14 protein-coding genes and 1 pseudogene (1 of these 15 running past the window's edge) are annotated in these 16,071 nt (G+C 41.3%); 10 read left to right on the forward strand and 5 right to left on the reverse strand.

Annotated elements, in window-relative coordinates:
- From RRU92_RS04205 to RRU92_RS04225, 5 genes and pseudogenes are all read right to left on the reverse strand, one after another.
- Nucleotides 1-1,025: the 5' portion of an ISL3 family transposase gene (locus tag RRU92_RS04205; protein ID WP_315639098.1), read on the reverse strand. It extends 232 nt beyond the left edge of the window; 1,025 of the gene's 1,257 nt are visible here — the first part of the coding sequence; its start codon is at nucleotides 1,023-1,025; the stop codon falls past the left edge of the window.
- Nucleotides 1,026-1,199: 174 nt separating this feature from the next.
- Nucleotides 1,200-2,300: pseudogene (locus tag RRU92_RS04210) on the reverse strand (IS110 family transposase); the annotation flags it as partial.
- Nucleotides 2,301-2,722: 422 nt separating this feature from the next.
- Entirely contained in the window at nucleotides 2,723-3,454 is a 732-nt protein-coding gene (locus RRU92_RS04215; protein WP_281335606.1) for a hypothetical protein, read from the reverse strand.
- A 15-nt stretch (nucleotides 3,455-3,469) separates the two neighbouring features.
- On the reverse strand, nucleotides 3,470-4,165 hold the full coding sequence (locus RRU92_RS04220) for an ABC transporter ATP-binding protein (RefSeq protein ID WP_060955244.1): 696 nt from the start codon (nucleotides 4,163-4,165) through the stop codon (nucleotides 3,470-3,472).
- Nucleotides 4,166-4,168: 3 nt separating this feature from the next.
- Entirely contained in the window at nucleotides 4,169-4,534 is a 366-nt protein-coding gene (locus RRU92_RS04225; RefSeq protein ID WP_315640717.1) for a GntR family transcriptional regulator, read from the reverse strand.
- Between the two features lie 139 nt (nucleotides 4,535-4,673).
- On the opposite strand from RRU92_RS04225, the gene nrdR reads away from it, so the two are divergent.
- The 10 genes from nrdR (at nucleotide 4,674) to alr (ending at nucleotide 16,050) form a co-directional block, all read left to right on the forward strand.
- Nucleotides 4,674-5,147, forward strand: coding sequence for a transcriptional regulator NrdR (gene nrdR / locus RRU92_RS04230; RefSeq protein WP_001203674.1), 474 nt, complete (start codon nucleotides 4,674-4,676; stop codon nucleotides 5,145-5,147).
- Complete coding sequence (locus RRU92_RS04235) at nucleotides 5,148-6,314, forward strand: DnaD domain protein (RefSeq protein ID WP_315640721.1); 1,167 nt, start codon at nucleotides 5,148-5,150, stop codon at nucleotides 6,312-6,314.
- Entirely contained in the window at nucleotides 6,315-7,211 is an 897-nt protein-coding gene (gene dnaI, locus RRU92_RS04240; protein WP_315640724.1) for a primosomal protein DnaI, read from the forward strand. It begins immediately after the preceding gene.
- Complete coding sequence (locus RRU92_RS04245) at nucleotides 7,208-7,921, forward strand: NADPH-dependent oxidoreductase (RefSeq protein ID WP_153225244.1); 714 nt, start codon at nucleotides 7,208-7,210, stop codon at nucleotides 7,919-7,921. Before dnaI ends, RRU92_RS04245 begins: the two co-directional genes overlap by 4 nt.
- Before the next feature lie 13 nt (nucleotides 7,922-7,934).
- On the forward strand, nucleotides 7,935-9,245 hold the full coding sequence (der, locus tag RRU92_RS04250) for a ribosome biogenesis GTPase Der (protein WP_315640729.1): 1,311 nt from the start codon (nucleotides 7,935-7,937) through the stop codon (nucleotides 9,243-9,245).
- A 644-nt stretch (nucleotides 9,246-9,889) separates the two neighbouring features.
- Nucleotides 9,890-12,403: a preprotein translocase subunit SecA gene (gene secA / locus RRU92_RS04255; protein ID WP_315640731.1), complete on the forward strand. Its 2,514-nt coding sequence runs from the start codon at nucleotides 9,890-9,892 to the stop codon at nucleotides 12,401-12,403.
- Nucleotides 12,404-12,484: 81 nt separating this feature from the next.
- Complete coding sequence (locus RRU92_RS04260) at nucleotides 12,485-13,516, forward strand: 3-deoxy-7-phosphoheptulonate synthase (protein ID WP_315640733.1); 1,032 nt, start codon at nucleotides 12,485-12,487, stop codon at nucleotides 13,514-13,516.
- 1 nt (nucleotide 13,517) lies between these two features.
- On the forward strand, nucleotides 13,518-14,549 hold the full coding sequence (locus RRU92_RS04265) for a 3-deoxy-7-phosphoheptulonate synthase (protein ID WP_075228792.1): 1,032 nt from the start codon (nucleotides 13,518-13,520) through the stop codon (nucleotides 14,547-14,549).
- 45 nt (nucleotides 14,550-14,594) lie between these two features.
- On the forward strand, nucleotides 14,595-14,957 hold the full coding sequence (acpS, locus tag RRU92_RS04270) for a holo-ACP synthase (protein WP_315640904.1): 363 nt from the start codon (nucleotides 14,595-14,597) through the stop codon (nucleotides 14,955-14,957).
- Entirely contained in the window at nucleotides 14,947-16,050 is a 1,104-nt protein-coding gene (gene alr, locus RRU92_RS04275) for an alanine racemase (RefSeq protein ID WP_315640736.1), read from the forward strand. The genes acpS and alr overlap by 11 nt, the downstream gene beginning before the upstream one ends.
- The last annotated feature ends 21 nt before the right edge of the window (nucleotides 16,051-16,071 follow it).

Raw genomic sequence — 16,071 nt, forward strand, 5'->3', positions numbered from 1 at the left:
ACCTGTTTAAGATTGTCCTCAATGAGTCCGAAAAATTTGTCTGGCTCCTTGTTCTGAAAGTGAAAAAGCAAGAGCTGATAGAGATTATAGTGGTGTCTCAAGTCTTCTGAATAGCTCAAAAGCTTGTCTAGAATCTCCTTATTTGTTAAGTGCATGCGAAAAGTAGGGCGATAAAAACGTTTATCACTTAGTTTACGACTATCCTGTTGAATGAGCTTCCAGTAGCGCTTGATAGCTTTGTATTCATGGGATTTTCTATCAAATTGATTCATGATTTGAACACGGACACGACTCATAGCACGGCTAAGATGTTGCACAATGTGAAAACGATCTAGAACGATTTTAGCATAAGGAAAAAGCTGTTTAGCCAAGTTATAGTAAGGACTAAACATATCCATAGTAATGATTTTCACCTGACAGCGAACCGCTCTATCGTAGCGAAGAAAGTGATTGCGGATGATAGCTTGTGTTCTGCCTTCAAGAACAGTGATGATGTTGAGATTATCAAAATCTTGTGCAATGAAACTCATTTTTCCCTTAGTGAAGGCATACTCGTCCCAGGACATAATCTCAGGAAGACGAGAAAAATCATGCTTAAAGTGGAAATCATTGAGCTTTCGAATGACAGTTGAAGTTGAAATGGATAGCTGATGGGCAATATCAGTCATAGAAGTCTTTTCAATTAACTTTTGCGCAATTTTTTGGTTGATAATACGAGGAATTTGATGATTCTTCTTGACGATAGAAGTCTCAGCGACCATCATTTTCGAGCAATGATAGCACTTGAATCGACGCTTTCTAAGGAGGATTCTAGTAGGCATACCAGTTGTTTCAAGATAAGGAATTTTCGACGGTTTTTGAAAGTCATATTTTTTCATTTGACTTCCACAATCAGGACAAGATAGAGCATCGTAGTCCAGTTTGGCGATGATTTCCTTGTGTGTATCCATATTGATGATATCTACAATCTTGATGTTTGGGTCTTTAATATCAAGGAGTTTTGTGATAAAATGTAATTGTTCCATATGAATCTTTCTAATGAGTTGTTTTGTCGCTTTTCATTATAGGTCATATGGGACTTTTTTTCTACAACAAAATAGGCTCCATAATATCTATAGGGGATTTACCCACTACAAATATTATAGAGCCTATTTTTACCACTTATTGATCCATAAAAGGGCACGCTAAAAAACACCTCATGTTGAAGCTATTGTCGATTGTCTTTTTCGTTTCTCATAAAAGTCGGCGATATGGCAGGGATTGGTATGACTAGCTGAAGCGATGTTATGAATGCACTTGAACAAGATTTTTCTGGCATAGGGATTACCTCGCTTAGTAATGTGTTCCTTGGCGAGAAAGTTCCCAGATTCATAGTGTCTCAGGTCAATGCCAATAAAAGCGTTGATTTGATTGGTAGACTGAAAGCGACGAATATCTCCCAATTCGCCAATGATAGATGTCGCTGTGGTTTCTGCGATGCCAGGAATTGATCGTAAGATGTCATACTGTGGTAAAGGCTGAGCTAGAGCTACCATGTCGTCTAAGACAACCTGTCTGTACTCAGAAAGACGAAGCAATTCTTGAGCATAGTAACGAACCTCTTCAAGCATTGGGGAGATTTTCTTGACAGCACAAAAAGATTGTTTAGCGAGTTTTATGAGTTTGTCAGTCAGGTAAGCAATACGCTTTTTAGAGATTCGTTTGGAGGTAGATTGACGGAGAATCTTAAACAATTCATTTTGAGATAGGTTTAATACAAACTCTTTGCATGGAAAAGCCATCACTAAATTCCAATATTGCTCTCCAGTTGGTGTGGATAAGACACTTTCCAATTCAGGAAAGGTGACTTGTAAGACCTTGTGTAGACGGTTTTTAGTTCTAACAATGTCTTCTGTAAGATTTTGATAGAAACGGCTTAAATCACGCAGGTGTTGATAAACTTCTTCCTGCGCATAAGTTGGTTTACGATTGAGTATAAACTGAGAATGAGCCAACTTTTCAGCGTCAATTTTGTCTGTTTTACGAACCCGCAGACTGTCCAGTTGCTTCTTAGCTTCCAGAGGATTCAGCTGTGTATAAGCGTAGCCGTATTCCTCAAGAAAGGCTCGAAGACGCCGAGAATAGATACCAGTAGCTTCAAATATAATCTCAGGGTTATGAACAGTTTTCAAGTCATTCAAAAGCCGATTGAAGCCAATGGCATCATTGAGCATAGTGTATCCATGAATCTTTTCATCGTTGACTAAAATTGCCACCTCAGAACTTGCCTTACTCACATCAATCCCAAATACTGTACGCATGATATTACCTCTTTTGTCTTGAATAATTCCGTGTTTTAGTGATTTTATTTTCAATACGCGACGTCTAGCGCCAAAGAGCCCTACGACTTTACAAGACACCTCTACTTTAACATAAAGAAAAAGTAGTGAGTACTCTCTCCCGTCGGAGATTTTCTCACTACTAATCTTAGTATGTTTTCTACACAAAAATAGGCTCCATAACATCCATAGGGGATTTACCCACTACAAATATTATAGAGCCGATAATATGCGTTTTATCATAGACAGATCTATTTCATTTTCTACTATAGTTGATTGAAATAAGATATGAACAAATAGGTTAGAAAAGTCAAATTAATTTTTAAAAATGTTTTAGAATCCATGACGTGCTACTCTAAGTTAAATCCACTATAAAATTAAGTTTTTGACCATCCTCTGAATGATTACTGAAGATTAACCTTGTTTTTCAAGATGTAGTAGGTTCCGAGATAGAAGACTGCGATAAGGATTAGGTCTTTGAAGATTTCATAAGTAAGCATCATATTGTAATGGGTACCAAAGTTTAAGAAGAGATCACTGAATCCAAGGACAACATGAATGACAATATAGGCTAAAACTGCAAGAGCTGTACGGTATTCATTAAAGAGTTGTCCGATTGAGATTGCCAAGTAGATGCATAGTATGCCTGCTACAGTGCTGAGGATGAATGAAATCAGAGATAAGCTGATACTGTCTAGGTACTGTTGGAACAAGTCTTTAAAAGCAAGGAAATCAACAGAATTAGGCTCAATTATCACAAGAATGATATAAATGCTCAGAACCAAGACTGCTGAACTGATCAGAGACCAAATGAAGGCCCCCAAGAGTTTAGCTAAGATAATCTGGTGTTCGGAAACTGGCAAGGTCAAAGTGAGATAACCTTGTCGGTCATAGACACTACCCTTGAAGCGACGGATGATCAAAATCAAGGTTGAAATCCCAAGCGTAATCATCAAGCCACCAAATACGAGTGCTAGAAAAACAAGTAGAATAGGTTGACTTTCTTTGATGGGTAGATTGTTATAGGTCTTTGCTTGAATTCCGATAAGACCAGAAAGTGCTAACACAGCACCATAGAGGGCTAAATACCATTTGTTAACATTTTTAAATTCATAACGAACTAAATTCCAAAACATAATAATCTCCTTTATCTAGGCTTTGAATTCATGACGGAAGAGCTGGTCGATAGACTCTCCAGACTCATAGCGAATATCATCAACATTTCCTTGACGGACGACTTTTCCATCCTTGAGGAAGATAATCTCATCCAAGATTGGTTCGATATCTGAAATCAAGTGAGTTGAAATCAAGACAGTCGAAGTTGGAGAGTAGTTGTTAATGATGGTGTTCAAGATATAGTCACGAGCTGCTGGGTCGACACCACCGATTGGTTCATCAAGAACATATAGACGAGCATCACGACTCATGACAAGGATCAACTGAACCTTTTCTTTGTTCCCTTTTGAGAGTTTCTTGAAACGGCTATTTTCATCAATACCAAGGTCACGAAGAAGACCTTGAGCACGTTCCAGATTGAAATCTTGGTAGAAGGTCTTGAAATAAGTGAGAGCTTCCTTGACCTTCATCTGCTCGTTGAGGTAGGTCGTATCAGGGAGATAAGAAACAATCGCTTTAGTTGCTGGACTTGGCTCCATGCCATTGATGAGGATACGCCCTTCCTCTGGCTGTAGTAAGCCGTTGATTAGTTTAATCAAGGTTGTCTTTCCAGAACCGTTTGGGCCAAGGAGGCCAACGATTTTTCCAGCTGGAATTTCAAGGGAAACATTTGTAAGAGCAGGGCTTGCTCCATAGGATTTTGACACATTTTCTAATGCTAACAAGGTCATAGTTTAAACTCCTTCAATATAATCTCTCACAACAGTCGGTAGTTCTTCTTTTTCATAGCCAAATTCTACCATGCCTGTTACAAACTGTTGTAACTGTTCTTCTGACAGTTGCTTACGGGATTGGAGGATCAAGTCCAAATCCTCTGTGACAAAGCGTCCTGACGTCCGCTTGGTATAAACGAAGCCTTCTCTCTCCAAGTCCGATAGGGCACGCTGGATGGTGTTGGGGTTGACCCCTGCCTCGCTAGCTAATTCTCTAACGGTTGGAAGCTGTTGATTGGGCTCGAGTTTATGGGAAATAATCTGCAATTTGATTTTCTCCATAATCTGCAAATAAATGGGTTTATTGTTATCAAATGTCCAAGACATCACGATCTCCTTTCTAATTACCTTTGTGTTAATTCAATAATACAACAAAACAAAAAACTTGTCAAGCCAAAAGGAGAATTATTTTGGGAATCTCTTAAAAAATGGTATAATGAAAAGAAAACGACAAGGAGGGAAAGGCATGCGTTGTCCAAAATGTGGCGCTACAAAATCAAGTGTGATCGATAGTCGCCAGGCTGAAGAAGGAAATACAATCAGAAGAAGACGTGAGTGTGAAGAGTGCCAGCATCGTTTTACAACCTATGAACGTGTTGAAGAGAGAACACTAGTTGTGGTCAAAAAAGATGGTACACGGGAACAATTTTCAAGAGATAAGATCTTTAACGGGATTATTCGTTCAGCCCAGAAACGTCCAGTGTCCAGTGATGAAATTGGCATGGTGGTCAATCGCATCGAACAAAAACTCCGTAGTCGCAATGAAAATGAAATTCAGAGTGAGGTTATTGGCTCTTTGGTTATGGAAGAGTTGGCAGAGTTAGATGAGATTACTTATGTACGTTTTGCCAGTGTTTACCGTAGCTTTAAGGATGTGAGTGAGCTTGAAAGCCTACTCCAGCAGATCACACAATCCTCTAAAAAGAAAAAGGAAAAATAAATGAAGCCAAATGACCGTTTTTCTTTTGTAAAGAATAATCGGGTGTCGCAAGATACCTCATCAATGGTGCAGTGCTACCTCCCGATTATCGGTCAGGAGGCGCTGAGCCTCTATCTTTATGCTGTGACTTTTTGGGATGGTGGTCAAAAGGAACATATCTTTGCAGCTATGCTCAACCATCTGAATTTTGGGATGGATACCCTTTTAAAGGCTTTTAAAACTCTAACAGCTATGAAATTGGTGACCCTCTATCAGCAGGGGGAGGCCTATAACTTGTTACTCCATTCTCCCTTATCAACTCAAGAATTTTTACAACATACAGTTTATCGGACCTTATTAGAAAAAATGATTGGGGATAGTGCGGTTGCAGCCATGAGACAGGAAAGTGTTGAAGGGGAACCTATCACGGTGGCCTTAAGTCAAATTTTCCCTCAGTTATCCGAGTCTGCGAGTCAAGAAACCTCTAGCAGTCAGCCAGCAGCAGATGATTTTGATTTGGAGCATTTCCGTCAGCTCATGGCCCGTGATGGTCTTCGTTTTCAAGATGAGACTTCGGATGTTTTGACCTTGTTTGCAATAGCAGACGAGCAGAAGTGGACCTGGTTTGAAACTTATCAAGTAGCCAAAGCGACAGCAGTGTCGCAAGTGATTTCTGTCAAACGCATCCGTGAAAAGATAGCGCAAAAGCCTGTGACTTCTGACTTTAGTCCCAAGGAGGCAACCATTATCCGAGAGGCTAAGAAAAAGACAGCCTTGCAGTTCCTTGCTGAAATCAAGCAGACTCGCAAGGGAAGTATTACCCAGACTGAACGAGACCTGCTCCAGCAGATGGCGGCCTTGGGCTTGCTGGATGAAGTAATCAATGTTATCTTGCTCCTGACCTTTAATAAGGTCGATTCGGCCAATATCAATGAAAAATACGCCATGAAGGTGGCTAATGACTACGCCTATCAAAATATCCGTAGTGCAGAGGAGGCAGTTCTCCGTATTCGTGAACGTGGCCAAAAAGCAAAAACGCAAAAGCAGACTCAGACTGCCCCAGCAAAAACCAATGTGCCTAAATGGAGCAATCCTGAATATAAGAATGAAACTAGCGAAGAAACTCGCTTAGAACTAGAACGTAAGAAAAAAGAAATGTTAGCTCGATTAGAAAAAGGAGGAGACTAGATGGAAAGTGTCGGAGACGTACTCAAGCGTCAACCAAGCCGATTTCAGTATCAAGATTTGGTCCAGCAAATTGTGAAGGACCCTGATGTTGCAGCCTTTATCCAGAAAGAATCTCTCAGTCAGGAGGAGTTAAACCGTAGTATTTCCAAGTTTAACCAATACATCACTGAGAGAGATAAGTTCCTCCGAGGAGATACAGACTATATCGCGCGTGGCTACAAGCCTATCCTAGTCATGAACCATGGCTATGCAGATGTTTCCTATGAAGAGACTCCGGAACTAATCGCAGCAGAAAAAGAAGTGGCGATTAAAAACCGTCTCAAGTTAATCAATCTTCCAGCTAGTCTTAAAAAAGCTAGCCTAGCTCAAGTAGACTTGGATGATTTGGGGCGCCTGCCAGTTTTTGAAAAGCTCCTAGCCTTTGTGGAGCAATATCCAGCTATTCGAAAAGGTCTCTACTTATATGGAGACTTTGGTGTGGGTAAAAGTTTCATGGTGGCTGCTCTAGCCCATGATTTGTCTGAAAAACGTGGTGTTTCATCAACGCTCCTCCACTATCCTAGCTTTGTCATCGATGTCAAAAATGCCATTGGTGATGGCAATGTCAAGACCTTGGTGGATGAGATTAAGCTGGCTGAAGTCTTGATTTTAGATGATATTGGTGCCGAGCAATCAACAGCTTGGGTGCGTGACGAGATCTTGCAGGTCATTCTCCAATATCGCATGCAGGAAGATTTACCGACCTTTTTCACCTCCAACTTCAATTTTGAAGATTTGGAGAAGCATTTTGCTAAAGGGAAAAATGGAAATGACGAAACCTGGGAAGCTAGACGCGTCATGGAACGCATTCGTTATTTAGCAGAGGAAACCAGACTTGAAGGAGAAAACCGCCGATGACAGAAACAATCAAATTAATGAAGGCTCATACTTCAGTGCGTAGATTTAAGGAGCAAGAGATTCCCCAAGAAGATTTAAATACCATTTTGTCTGCAGGACAAATGGCTTCTTCTTGGAAAAATTTCCAATCCTATTCTGTGATTGTAGTCAGAAGTCAAGAAAAGAAGGATGCCTTATTTGAGTTAGTTCCTCAAGAAGCGATTCGCCAGTCTGCAGCCTTTCTCCTCTTTGTTGGGGACCTAAATCGTGCAGAAAAAGGGGCCCGTCTTCATACGGATATTTTCCAACCTCAAGGGGTGGAAGGACTCCTCATCACTTCAGTAGATGCAGCTCTAGCTGGACAAAATGCCTTGCTTGCGGCAGAAAGCTTAGGCTATGGTGGAGTGATTATCGGTTTAGTGCGTTACAAGTCTGTTGAGTTAGCAGAATTGTTCAAGCTTCCTGACTATACCTATCCAGTCTTTGGGATTGCACTCGGTGTGCCAAATGAGGAACATGAAGTCAAACCTCGCTTGCCATTGAATCAGGTGGTGTTTGAGGAAGAATACCAAGAACAGTCAACTGAGGCAATTGAAGCCTATGACCGTGTACAGACTGAATATGCAGGTGCGCGTGCGACTACAACTTGGAGTCAACGTTTGGCAGAGCAATTCGGCAATCCAGAACCAAGCTCGACTCGAGAAAATCTTGAGCAGAAGAAGTTATTGTAGAAAGTGAGAAAACATGGCCTTACCAACTGTTGCCATTGTGGGACGTCCCAATGTTGGGAAATCAACCCTATTTAACCGTATCGCGGGAGAACGCATCTCAATCGTAGAAGATGTTGAAGGTGTAACGCGAGATCGTATCTATGCCACAGGTGAGTGGCTCAATCGTTCTTTCAGTATGATTGATACTGGAGGGATCGATGATGTCGATGCGCCTTTCATGGAACAAATCAAGCACCAGGCAGAAATTGCCATGGAAGAAGCAGATGTTATCGTCTTTGTCGTGTCTGGTAAAGAAGGAATTACAGATGCGGACGAATACGTTGCCCGTAAACTTTATAAAACTCATAAACCAGTCATCTTAGCCGTTAACAAGGTTGACAATCCAGAGATGCGAAATGATATCTATGATTTCTATGCTCTTGGATTGGGCGAACCTCTACCAATCTCATCTGTTCACGGTATCGGGACAGGGGATGTGCTGGATGCTATTGTGGAAAACCTCCCACATGAAGTTGAAGAAGAAAATCCAGATGTCATTAAATTCAGCTTGATTGGTCGTCCAAATGTCGGAAAATCTAGCTTGATCAATGCCATTTTGGGAGAAGATCGCGTCATTGCCAGCCCTGTCGCTGGTACCACTCGTGACGCCATTGACACTCATTTTACAGATGCTGACGGTCAAGAGTTTACCATGATTGATACTGCTGGTATGCGTAAATCTGGTAAAGTCTATGAAAATACTGAGAAATACTCTGTCATGCGTGCCATGCGTGCTATTGACCGTTCAGATGTAGTTTTGATGGTCCTCAATGCCGAAGAAGGTATTCGTGAGTATGACAAGCGTATCGCTGGATTTGCCCATGAAGCTGGTAAAGGGATGATTATCGTGGTCAATAAGTGGGATACGCTTGAAAAAGATAACCGCACCATGAAAAACTGGGAGGAAGATATCCGTGAGCAGTTCCAATACCTGCCTTACGCACCGATTATCTTTGTATCAGCTTTGACCAAGCAACGTCTCCACAAGTTGCCTGAGATGATCAAGCAAATCAGCGAGAGTCAAAATACCCGTATCCCATCAGCTGTCTTGAATGATGTGATTATGGATGCTATCGCCATCAATCCAACACCGACAGACAAAGGGAAACGCCTCAAGATTTTCTATGCGACTCAAGTGGCAACCAAACCACCAACCTTTGTTATCTTTGTGAATGAAGAAGAACTCATGCACTTCTCTTACCTACGTTTCTTGGAAAATCAAATCCGCAAGGCCTTTGTCTTTGAAGGAACACCGATTCATCTGATCGCAAGAAAACGGAAATAAAAAAAGCAGAATCTGGAAGGATATTTCCAGATTTTTTGCTATAATAAAATAAGGAACGCGTTGGAGAGGTAAGGAGATGGAAAAACTATTAAAATTCTTGATTTTGGCACCCTACTTCTACTTTTTTCGTTGGCAAGGGAAGGTACAGCCAGGAAGTAAGTACTTTTCTGTCTTTTACTATTTTTATTGGTTTTATATGCCTCTAGCAGCCTTGTTTAGTCTAGTTTTCACTCTTTTTTCGCTAGTCTTATTTAACTTTATTTTACAAGAACCAAGGGATCTTGCTAGATGGATGATATGGCTACTTTTAGTCCTTTTATCCTTAGTCAATGACTGGAAAATCTATGCTTGTCTAAAATTTATGAATAAGCTACGATTGGAAAAGAAAAAATCCAGTCTTCCTTGAAAGAAATAGGCAAACTTGTATCTGATAGAAAATGATGGTCAATTTTTCATGGAAAAACTAGCTAGAAGCATTAATGAAGAAAACTAGCCTCGGAATAGGAATTTTAAGGGAACTAATCACCTTGGTTAGCCCTTTTTTCGTCCTAAGGGAAAACGGAATATTTCTTGAAAAAATTGGGCAAATATGCTACAATAAAAAGAACATTCTAAAATATTCAGAATTTAAAGTAAGGAAAAAAATGGCAAATTTACTAAAAACAATCATCGAAAATGATAAAGGAGAAATTCGTCGTCTGGAGAAGATGGCTGACAAAGTCCTAAAATATGAAGATGAAATGGCTGTGTTAACAGACGAGCAATTGCAAGCAAAAACAGAAGAATTCAAACAACGCTACCAAAATGGTGAGACTCTTGACCAACTTTTGTATGAGGCGTTTGCTGTTGTACGCGAGGGAGCTAAGCGCGTTCTTGGTCTTTTCCCGTATAAGGTTCAGGTTATGGGGGGGATCGTTCTTCACCATGGTGACGTTCCTGAGATGCGTACTGGTGAGGGGAAAACCTTGACAGCGACTATGCCTGTATACCTCAATGCTCTTTCAGGTAAAGGGGTTCACGTAGTTACGGTCAATGAATACCTTTCTGAACGTGATGCGACTGAGATGGGTGAGTTGTACTCATGGCTTGGCTTATCAGTAGGGATTAACTTGGCGGCCAAATCTCCAATGGAGAAAAAAGAAGCCTATGAGTGTGATATCACTTACTCAACCAACTCAGAAATCGGATTTGACTACCTTCGTGATAACATGGTCGTTCGTGCGGAGAATATGGTTCAACGTCCGCTTAACTATGCCTTGGTCGATGAGGTGGACTCTATCTTGATTGACGAAGCTCGTACTCCTTTGATCGTTTCAGGAGCCAATGCAGTTGAAACCAGCCAACTCTACCATATGGCTGACCATTTTGTGAAGTCTTTGGGTAAGGATGACTATATCATTGATATTCAGTCTAAGACTATTGGTCTATCAGATTCAGGGATTGACAAGGCCGAAAGCTATTTCAATCTAAGCAACCTCTACGACATTGAAAATGTTGCTCTGACTCACTTTATCGATAATGCCCTTCGTGCCAACTACATCATGCTTCTCGATATTGACTATGTAGTCAGCGAAGAGCAGGAAATCTTGATTGTCGACCAATTTACCGGTCGTACCATGGAAGGTCGTCGTTATTCTGATGGCTTGCACCAAGCGATTGAAGCTAAAGAAGGTGTGCCAATCCAAGATGAAACCAAGACTTCAGCCTCTATTACCTACCAAAATCTCTTCCGTATGTACAAGAAATTGTCTGGTATGACAGGTACAGGTAAGACTGAGGAAGAAGAATTCCGCGAAATTTACAATATTCGTGTTATTCCTATCCCAACAAACCGTCCGGTTCAACGTATTGACCATCCAGACGTACTTTATGCTAGTCTTGAAGCTAAATTTAAGGCTGTTGTTGAAGATGTAAAAGCTCGCTACCAAAAAGGTCAACCAGTCTTGGTAGGTACTGTTGCAGTTGAAACTAGTGATTATATTTCTAAAAAATTGGTAGCTGCAGGTGTTCCTCACGAAGTCTTGAATGCTAAGAACCACTACAAAGAAGCTCAAATCATCATGAATGCTGGCCAACGTGGTGCAGTTACAATCGCGACCAACATGGCCGGTCGTGGTACTGATATTAAGCTTGGTGAAGGTGTTCGTGAACTTGGTGGACTTTGTGTCATTGGTACAGAACGCCATGAAAGTCGTCGTATCGATAACCAGCTTCGTGGACGTTCAGGACGTCAAGGGGATCCAGGGGAATCTCAATTCTACCTTTCTCTTGAAGATGATTTGATGAAACGTTTCGGTTCAGAGCGCTTGAAGGGTGTCTTTGAACGTCTCAATATGTCAGACGAAGCAATCAAATCTCGTATGTTGACACGTCAGGTTGAGGCAGCACAAAAACGTGTTGAAGGAAATAACTACGATACACGTAAACAAGTCCTTCAATACGATGATGTCATGCGTGAGCAACGTGAGATTATCTACTCACAACGTTACGATGTCATCACTGCTGATCGCGACTTGGCTCCTGAGATTCATGCAATGATTAAACGCACTATTAATCGTGTTGTTGATAATCATGCGCGTGCGAAACAAGATGAAAAACTAGAAGCTATCTTGAATTTTGCAAGATACAACTTGCTTCCAGAAGATTCAATTTCACTTTCAGACCTAGAAGGTTTGTCAGATCAAGCAATCAAAGATGAACTATACCAACGTGCCTTGAAAGTCTACGATAGCCAAGTTGCTAAGCTTCGTGATGAGGAAGCCGTCAAAGAATTCCAAAAAGTCTTGATCCTACGTGTTGTAGATAACAAGTGGACAGACCATATCGATGCTCTTGATCAGCTGCGTAATGCTGTTGGCCTCCGTGGTTATGCACAAAACAACCCTGTCGTTGAGTATCAAGCAGAAGGTTTCCGTATGTTTAATGATATGATTGGTTCCATTGAGTTTGATGTGACTCGTTTGATGATGAAAGCACAAATTCATGAACAAGAGCGTCCACAAGCAGAGCGTCATATCAGTACGACAGCAACTCGTAATATTGCTGCGCAACAGACTGAGCTTCCTGCAGATTTGGATCTTAGTCAAGTTAAGCGTAACGACTTGTGCCCATGTGGTTCTGGTAAGAAATTTAAAAACTGTCACGGTAAACGACATTAAGAATGACTAATTTTCAGGCGGATGCCTAGTGAAAAGTGAATTTTCGCTTGGCGTCCGTTTGCTTTATAAGGAGGATGAACCATGGTATTTACAGCCAAAAGCCCTAAAATTAATATTGAAGAAGTTCGTAGTTTGTCTAAATTAGAAGGACAAGCACTTGCCAATAAACAACAACGCGATCAAGAACTTGAAGCGATTATTCGTGGTGAAGATCAACGCATTTTGTTAGTGATTGGTCCGTGTTCGTCTGACAATGAAGAAGCAGTTCTTGAGTATGCCAAGCGTTTGGCAAAACTGCAAGAAGAAGTAAAAGACCGCGTCTTTATGGTGATGCGTGTCTACACTGCTAAACCACGTACTAATGGTGATGGTTATAAGGGCTTGATTCACCAACCAAATGCCAAAGAAGCACCTAGTCTCATCAATGGGATCAAGGCGGTTCGTCACCTGCATTACCGTGTTATTTCTGAAACAGGAATGACGACTGCGGATGAGATGTTGTACCCAGAAAACCTTCCTTTGGTAGATGACTTGATTTCTTACATGGCAGTTGGAGCTCGTTCGGTTGAAGACCAACAACACCGTTTTGTAGCTAGTGGAGCAGATTTTGCGACAGGTTTTAAAAATCCAACGTCTGGTAATCTCAATGTTATGTTCAACGGTATTTATGCAGCTCAAAACAAACAAAGTTTCCTTTTCCTAGGGAAAGAAGTTGAAACGACTGGAAATCCTCTATCGCATGCCATTCTCCGTGGTGCCCTCAATGAATACGGGAAAAATATTCCTAACTACTACTATGATAATTTGATGGATACCATTGCCCAGTATGAAAAGATGGGCCTTGAAAATCCATTTATCATCATTGATACCAACCATGATAACTCAGGCAAACAGTATATGGATCAGATTCGTATCGTACGTCAGACCTTGATTAACCGCGATTGGAATGAAAAGATTAAAAAATATGTCCGTGGTTTCATGATTGAGTCTTATCTAGAAGACGGTCGTCAAAATGAACCAGAGGTCTTTGGAAAATCTATCACCGATCCATGTCTAGGATGGGAAAATACTGAGACTCTTGTACGCGAAATCTACCAAAGACTAGGAGAATAATATGGCATTTATTGAAAAAGGTCAAGAAATCGATATTGAAGCGATTAAGGCGGAAACGCAATTATCTGCAGAAGCCTTGCAACATAAGGAAAGCCGAGACCAAGAACTGGCTGATATTCTATCTGGTAAGGATGACCGTATTCTTTTGGTCATTGGACCTTGTTCATCTGATAATGAAGAAGCAGTGCTTGAATATGCTCGTCGTTTGGCAGACTTGCAGAAAAAAGTTGCGGATAAGATTTTCATGGTCATGCGTGTTTACACAGCTAAGCCACGTACCAATGGAGATGGCTACAAGGGTTTGGTTCATCAGCCAGATACTTCTAAAGCACCAAGTTTGATTAATGGTTTGCAGGCTGTTCGTCAGCTTCATTATCGTGTTATTACAGAAACTGGACTAACCACAGCAGATGAAATGCTTTATCCATCCAATCTAGTCTTGGTTGACGACTTGGTGAGCTACCATGCAGTGGGTGCGCGTTCAGTAGAAGATCAGGAACACCGTTTTGTAGCTTCAGGGATTGATGCACCAGTGGGTATGAAAAATCCAACCTCTGGAAATCTGTCTGTTATGTTTAATGCCATCTATGCTGCACAAAACAAGCAAACATTTCTTTACCATGGACAAGAAGTTGAGACTTCAGGTAATCCCCTAGCTCACGTTATCCTTCGTGGAGCTATGAATGAATATGGGAAGAATGAACCAAACTTCTACTATGAAACTCTCTTAAATGCTATCGGGCGTTACGAGTCTATGGGGCTTGAAAATCCCTTTATCATGATTGATACCAACCATGATAATTCAGGGAAACAATATATGGAGCAAGTTCGAATTGTTCGCCAAGCACTGCTCAACCGTGACTGGAATGAAAAGATTAAGAAAACAGTTCGAGGTTTCATGATTGAATCCTACTTGGCAGATGGTCGCCAAAATCAACCAGAAATCTTTGGTTGCTCTATTACAGACCCATGTCTAGGATGGGAAAACACAGTTGCCTTGGTAGAAGAAATTTATACTACCTTAACAAAATAAGTGAAAAGGATGGAGTTGGGGGTATCTCAACTCCTTTTGACGAAAATGATAGTTGGACACGGAATTGATATCGAAGAATTAGCTTCCATACAAAATGCAGTTGAAAAAAGAAAATGTTTTGCCCAGCGTGTCTTGACAGACAAGGAAATGGAGCGCTTTTCCAGTCTCAAGGGTCGAAGACAGGTCGAGTATTTGGCTGGTCGTTGGTCAGCTAAAGAAGCCTTTTCAAAGGCTATGGGAACGGGAATTGGGAAATTAGGTTTTCAGGACTTGGAAGTCTTGAACAATGAGAGAGGAGCCCCCTACTTCAGTAAATCCCCGTTTTCAGGAAAAGTGTGGCTATCGATCAGCCATACAGATCAGTTTGTGACAGCTAGTGTTATTTTGGAGGAAGATTATGAAAACTAGTCCACATAGACCAACTAAGGCCCTCATCGATCTGGGTGCTATTCGCTACAATATCCAACAAATGGGTGCGCATATTCCCAAAGATACCCTAAAATGGGCGGTTGTGAAAGCCAATGCATACGGACACGGAGCGGTAGCTGTTGCTACGGCTATCCAGGATGATGTCAATGGTTTTTGCGTTTCTAATATCGATGAAGCCATCGAGCTTCGTCAGGCAGGAATTTCTAAGAAGATTCTCATTTTGGGAGTATCTGAGGTTGAATCTCTTTCATTGGCTAAGCAGTATGCGATTACCTTGACAGTGGCTGGATTGGAATGGATTGAGAATCTCCTTGCTACTGATTCAGATTTATCAGGCTTAACCGTTCACCTTAAAATTGACTCAGGTATGGGACGAATTGGTTTTAGAAGTGCAAGCGAGGCAGCACAAGCTCAAACTTTACTCAAGGGACATGGAGCAAATGTTGAGGGAATCTTTACGCACTTTGCAACTGCTGATGAAGAGTCGGATAGTTACTTTAATCAACAGTTAGAATGCTTTAAGGGAATCCTAGCTGACTTGCAAGAAGTACCAGAACTAGTCCATGCGAGTAACTCCGCAACGACTCTATGGCATGCAGAAACGATTTTCAATGCGGTTCGCATGGGAGATTCCATGTATGGTCTCAATCCAAGCGGACAAGTTTTAGAATTGCCTTATGAACTAAAACCAGCCTTAACTTTGGAAACAGCCATCGTTCATATCAAAACAGTAGAGGCTGGTGCTTGTATGGGTTACGGAGCAACTTATCAGGCAGACGGTGAGCAAGTCATTGCAACGCTACCAATCGGTTATGCTGATGGTTGGACAAGAGACATGCAGAATTTCTCAGTTCTGGTGGATGGACAATTGTGCCCTATCGTAGGGCGGGTATCTATGGACCAGATCACGGTTCGTTTGCATAAGCTGTATCCATTAGGTACCAAGGTAACTTTGATTGGTGCAGACGGTGATCAAGAAATTACTGCAACAGATGTAGCAGTCTACAGAGGAACTATCAATTATGAGGTGGTTTGCCTCCTCAGTGATCGAGTTCCGAGAGAATATCATTAAGAAACAGAAGGAAAGGAGAAG

It is taken from the genome of Streptococcus sp. DTU_2020_1001019_1_SI_AUS_MUR_006 (assembly GCF_032340315.1).
In the GTDB taxonomy this organism is placed as follows: Bacteria; Bacillota; Bacilli; order Lactobacillales; family Streptococcaceae; genus Streptococcus.

Excerpts from the sequence above, each read along its gene's own strand:
- RRU92_RS04220 (WP_060955244.1), bottom strand. The coding sequence starts at position 4,165 with ATGACCTTGTTAGCATTAGAAAATGTGTCAAAATCCTATGGAGCAAGC.
- nrdR (WP_001203674.1), top strand. The coding sequence starts at position 4,674 with ATGCGTTGTCCAAAATGTGGCGCTACAAAATCAAGTGTGATCGATAGT.
- alr (WP_315640736.1), top strand. The coding sequence starts at position 14,947 with ATGAAAACTAGTCCACATAGACCAACTAAGGCCCTCATCGATCTGGGT.
- der (WP_315640729.1), top strand. The coding sequence starts at position 7,935 with ATGGCCTTACCAACTGTTGCCATTGTGGGACGTCCCAATGTTGGGAAA.
- RRU92_RS04245 (WP_153225244.1), top strand. The coding sequence starts at position 7,208 with ATGACAGAAACAATCAAATTAATGAAGGCTCATACTTCAGTGCGTAGA.
- secA (WP_315640731.1), top strand. The coding sequence starts at position 9,890 with ATGGCAAATTTACTAAAAACAATCATCGAAAATGATAAAGGAGAAATT.
- RRU92_RS04225 (WP_315640717.1), bottom strand. The coding sequence starts at position 4,534 with ATGTCTTGGACATTTGATAACAATAAACCCATTTATTTGCAGATTATG.
- acpS (WP_315640904.1), top strand. The coding sequence starts at position 14,595 with ATGATAGTTGGACACGGAATTGATATCGAAGAATTAGCTTCCATACAA.
- RRU92_RS04265 (WP_075228792.1), top strand. The coding sequence starts at position 13,518 with ATGGCATTTATTGAAAAAGGTCAAGAAATCGATATTGAAGCGATTAAG.
- dnaI (WP_315640724.1), top strand. The coding sequence starts at position 6,315 with ATGGAAAGTGTCGGAGACGTACTCAAGCGTCAACCAAGCCGATTTCAG.
- RRU92_RS04235 (WP_315640721.1), top strand. The coding sequence starts at position 5,148 with ATGAAGCCAAATGACCGTTTTTCTTTTGTAAAGAATAATCGGGTGTCG.
- RRU92_RS04260 (WP_315640733.1), top strand. The coding sequence starts at position 12,485 with ATGGTATTTACAGCCAAAAGCCCTAAAATTAATATTGAAGAAGTTCGT.
- RRU92_RS04215 (WP_281335606.1), bottom strand. The coding sequence starts at position 3,454 with ATGTTTTGGAATTTAGTTCGTTATGAATTTAAAAATGTTAACAAATGG.